Origin of the sequence: Phyllobacterium sp. (genome assembly GCF_037994425.1) — a bacterium.
Lineage (GTDB): Bacteria > Pseudomonadota > Alphaproteobacteria > Rhizobiales > Rhizobiaceae > Phyllobacterium.
Window position 1 is genome coordinate 1 of sequence record NZ_JBBNAM010000124.1, and the last position, 4,210, is coordinate 4,210.

At 56.3% G+C, this 4,210-nt stretch carries 4 protein-coding genes and 1 pseudogene; 3 read left to right on the forward strand and 2 right to left on the reverse strand.

All coding sequences use genetic code 11. The annotated features are described in order from the left end of the window. A pseudogene (locus tag AAAB35_RS08970) lies at positions 1 to 139 on the reverse strand (amino acid ABC transporter substrate-binding protein); the annotation flags it as partial. 138 nt (positions 140 to 277) lie between these two features. Between AAAB35_RS08970 and AAAB35_RS08975 the strand changes: the two are divergent. Next, entirely contained in the window at positions 278 to 730 is a 453-nt protein-coding gene (locus AAAB35_RS08975) for an excisionase family DNA-binding protein (protein WP_340667931.1), read from the forward strand. Positions 731 to 1,321: 591 nt separating this feature from the next. On the opposite strand, the gene AAAB35_RS08980 is transcribed toward AAAB35_RS08975, so the two are convergent. Further along, on the reverse strand, positions 1,322 to 2,227 hold the full coding sequence (locus AAAB35_RS08980) for a LysR family transcriptional regulator (protein ID WP_340667933.1): 906 nt from the start codon (positions 2,225 to 2,227) through the stop codon (positions 1,322 to 1,324). Between the two features lie 135 nt (positions 2,228 to 2,362). Between AAAB35_RS08980 and AAAB35_RS08985 the strand changes: the two genes are divergently transcribed. Then, positions 2,363 to 3,541 (forward strand): HlyD family secretion protein, encoded by a 1,179-nt coding sequence (locus tag AAAB35_RS08985; RefSeq protein ID WP_340667935.1) that lies wholly within the window; start codon positions 2,363 to 2,365, stop codon positions 3,539 to 3,541. A 77-nt stretch (positions 3,542 to 3,618) separates the two neighbouring features. After that, the coding region (locus tag AAAB35_RS08990) for an MFS transporter (RefSeq protein WP_340667937.1) at positions 3,619 to 4,210 on the forward strand (592 nt) is incomplete at its 3' end.

Here is a 4,210-nt window from a genome sequence, read left to right on the forward strand (position 1 = left end):
TGGCGTCGTCGCGGCGCAGCGCTATCGCGTAGGGTTCATGTGTAATCAAGCGATTGCCGATCTCGAGCGAGGACGGATCGCGCGCCCGCGTGGCCAGGCTGATGAGTAGCACTTGATCGGCGATATATGCATCGATCTTCAAAGGCAATACGCACATGATGATGATAGACAAGAATAACCATAACACGTGTCGTTTCGAAAAATTCGATTGTTTCGATTATTGCGTTTAGTTAATTGTGGATTATATTTTGGCGGAAACAGAAAAGGAAAAATAGCGATGACTGCCGCATTCACCACAAATCCACCATCCAAAGATGACGTGGAGCTTGCACGCGCATCAGGCCAGCGTTTGGCTCCTTATGCGCGCAAAGGACGTGCTCTGACATTCCGCGTTCGTGATGCTGAGAACGAAGAAGCGATTGAGTTGCCAGCGGGAGCTGTCAAGCTGCTTATGGCCGTGCTTGAGGATATGGCATCGGGAAGAGCTGTTACGATCGTCCCGCAGAACGCTGAGCTGACAACACAACAAGCCGCTGACGTCCTGAACGTATCGCGTCCGTTTCTCATTGGCCTGTTGGATGAGAAGAAGCTACCGTTCCGCATGGTGGGAACCCATCGCCGTGTTCGTTTCGAAGATGTGCTGAACTACAAAGAGGCGATCGACACGGAACGACGCAAGGTATTGGGCGAGCTTGCAGCGGAGGCTCAAGAGCTTGGGATGGAATACTAAGCTTTGGGGACATTTACGGCCTTCTTGGACGCGTCGGTTCTCTATCCGACTCCGTTGCGCGACCTGCTTTGGAGCTTGCTGTATCTGACCTATATCGCGCCAAATGGTCGAACGCTGTGCATCATGAATGGATTAACGCTTTGCTTAGAAGCAGAGACGATCTTACAAGAGAACGGCTCGAGCGAACCCGCCACTTGATGATCGCCATGTTCTGGCGTCGGCCATCAAGGGGCGGGCCGACCCCCGGCATCGTCTGTAGCCGTAAGCACCGGATTTTCAAAGTAAAACTGGTGCCTCTTGCGTAACTCGAACACGCGACCCCATCATAACGAATTATGTTCCTGCGGATTTCCCGCCGCTGGAAGAGCAGTTGTGAAAAGTTGATTTGCGTGACGGCATTAACGGAAGCGGGCATCGGGACCGAGGTTCCATCGCTCTCGCTTCAGGGCTCACCGCGCACGTCGTGGGCATCAGCCCCGCGCCTGACAGCGCGCTGTTTGCAAGATCAGCGCTAGCTTGCAGAGGAGATACCGGGGCGAAACAGCAGTCATGGTGCAACGTTGGGATGCGCAAGCGACACCGTTCTTTCAGTCAGTGCGACATCCATTGCCGGTGCGAGACAAAGCGTTCAGCGAGGAGGTCAATGAAAATGCGCACCTTGCCGGGCAAATGGCTGCGGTTGGGATAGATTGCGTTGATGCTGAATTCGACAGGCTTGAAATCCGGTAGAAGCGAAATCAGCGTGCCGCTGGCGAGATCATCGAAGACAACGAAGCTCGGCGCGAGAAAGATGCCGTGACCGTTCAACGCAAGATAGCGGAGTGTTTCAGCACTGTTGGAAACGGCATTCCCGCCAACCTTTACGCCGACTGCCTCGCCGGCGGAATTGGCGAAGCGCCATTCGTCACCGAAGGGATAATAGGTGTAGCGCAGGCAGTTATGCGCGGCGAGATCCGCTGGCATATCCGGTGCCGCCCGTGTTTCGAGATAGCCAAGCGAGCAGCACAGTACGTGCCGCCAAGGTGTGAGCCGCCGCGCCACAAGACTTGAATCTGGTGGCAATACTGTTCGGATTGCCAGATCGTACCCATCCTCAATCATGTCGATCATGCGCTCACCAATGCTCAAATCCAGCGAGACGGACGGATAGAGGCTGAGATATTCGGCAACGACCGGATTGAGGAAGCGAATGATATGCGTGCTCGTATAAAGCCGGAGCGTGCCTCTCGGCATCGAGCTCAACGCGCCAGCGGCTCGGTCTGCCTCCTCGAGATCGGCAAGAATCTGGCTGGACCGTTCGTAATAGAACTTGCCGGTCTCCGTCAGGCTGACCTTGCGGGTCGTCCGGTTCAGAAGCCGCACGCCCAATCGCTCCTCAAGCGATTGTATGTGATTGCCGACCATCGTCACGGACATGTTGAGGCGCCGCGCAGCCGCGGAAAAGCCGCCACATTCCACAACACGACCGAACACTGCAAGGCTGGTCAGACGGTCCATTGTCGCCTCCGATTATCCGCTCTCAGTTGATGATCCTTCCCGATTTAATCACATTATCAGATATCACGGGATGGCGCATTCTCCTCTCATCGAACACGGCGCTCGCAGGCGAGCTCGTCATCAAGGAGAAGGACAATGGTTGAGTTACCCCGCAAGGAAGCTTTTCAAACAGGTCTCCAACCCGAGGTCGTTACTTCGGTTCCTGCACCAGCGAATACTCCGAAGAAAGGTCGTGGCAAAAAGATCGTCAAACACAGCCTACTCGCCGCCGCGCTGCTCGCCGCCGTCGCGTTTGCGGCTGACTTTGGCCACCACTACTGGACTGTCGGGCGCTTTATTGAATCCACCGACGATGCCTATGTGAAGGCTGATTACACCACAATTGCACCGAAGGTTTCAGGCTATATCTTAGATGTCCTGGTCAAGGACAACGATCTGGTCAAGGCCGGGCAAGTGCTTGCCCGCATCGATGATCGCGACTATCGCGCTGCGCTTGCCCAGGCTCGGGCCGAAGTGAAGGCGTCGGAAGCCGCTATCCGCAATCTCAGTGCCCAGATCGACCTGCAGCAATCCATCATCGATCAGGCCAGGGCCACGACCGCCGCCACGCAGGCCTCCCTGACCTTTGCTGAATCGGATGCCCGCCGGTCGCAGAAACTCATGGAAAACGGTACTGGCTCAATATCCCGCGCAGAACAGACCCAATCGCTTCGCGATCAGGCCGCTGCAGCGCTCAACCGGGACCGGTCCGCACTCATCGCTGCGCAGAACAAGATACCCGTGCTGGAAACGCAGCGTGACCAGGCGCTCGCTCAACGCGATCGCAGTGTTGCGGCCGCCGAGCAGGCAGAGCTGAATCTTTCCTACACCCAGATCATCGCGCCGGTCGACGGTACAGTCGGCGCGCGCACTTTGCGTGTCGGCCAGCTCGTCACGTCAGGAACACAGCTGATGGCCGTTGTGCCACTGCATTCCGTCTATGTCGTCGCCAACTTCAAGGAAACGCAATTGACCAATATTCGCGCCGGCCAACCGGTCGAGGTCAAGGTCGACAGCTTCCCGGACGTGGCGATCAAGGGTCACGTCGACAGCCTGTCACCGGCAAGCGGCCTCGAATTCGCGCTGCTGCCCCCCGACAACGCGACCGGCAACTTCACCAAGATCGTCCAGCGCATTCCTGTGAAGATCGTCATTGATGACGAGGCATTGGCTGGCCGGCTTCGGTCTGGCATGTCGGTGGAACCAGAGGTCAATACCAAAAACTTCACCCAGGCCGAAGCAAGGGACGAAGGATTATCCAGCGTGGCTGGATGATCCTTCCCGCTTTTCTTCGATTATCGTTCGTCACTTGTCATGAGACTATTTTCTTAAAAGCCAAAGGGAGAAGCGTCATGGCCACCATCGACATCACATCTTCCGCAAATATCGCTCCACAGCGCATTGCCGCAGTCGCTGCAAAGTCAGAGGCCATCAGCCCCGCAAAAATGTGGACTGCGGTCGTCGGTTCGACGCTCGGCGCTTTCATGGCAGTGCTGAATATCCAGATCGTAAACGCCTCGCTGGCCGACATACAAGGTGCTATCGGCGCCGGTATCGACGATGGCGGCTGGATCTCCACCGCCTATCTGATCGCCGAGATCGTTGTTATTCCTTTGAGCGGCTGGCTCGCTCGCGTATTCTCTGTTCGCAACTACCTATTGGTAAATGCCATCCTGTTCCTGATCTTCTCCGTTGCCTGTGCGTTCGCTGCAAATTTGCAACAAATGATCGTGCTACGCGCCATCCAGGGCTTCAGCGGCGGCGTACTCATCCCGATGGCTTTTACCATCATCATCACCATGCTGCCCAAGGCAAAACAGCCCATCGGGCTGGCGCTCTTTGCCTTGTCGGCGACGTTCGCACCGGCCATCGGTCCGACGATAGGTGGCTACCTCACGGAGAACTGGGGCTGGGAGTACATCTTCTATGTCAACCTGATTCCGG

Bases quoted from the DNA above. Each gene is read 5' to 3' on its own strand.
- AAAB35_RS08975 (WP_340667931.1), top strand. From the start codon at position 278: ATGACTGCCGCATTCACCACAAATCCACCATCCAAAGATGACGTGGAG.
- AAAB35_RS08980 (WP_340667933.1), bottom strand. From the start codon at position 2,227: ATGGACCGTCTGACCAGCCTTGCAGTGTTCGGTCGTGTTGTGGAATGT.
- AAAB35_RS08985 (WP_340667935.1), top strand. From the start codon at position 2,363: ATGGTTGAGTTACCCCGCAAGGAAGCTTTTCAAACAGGTCTCCAACCC.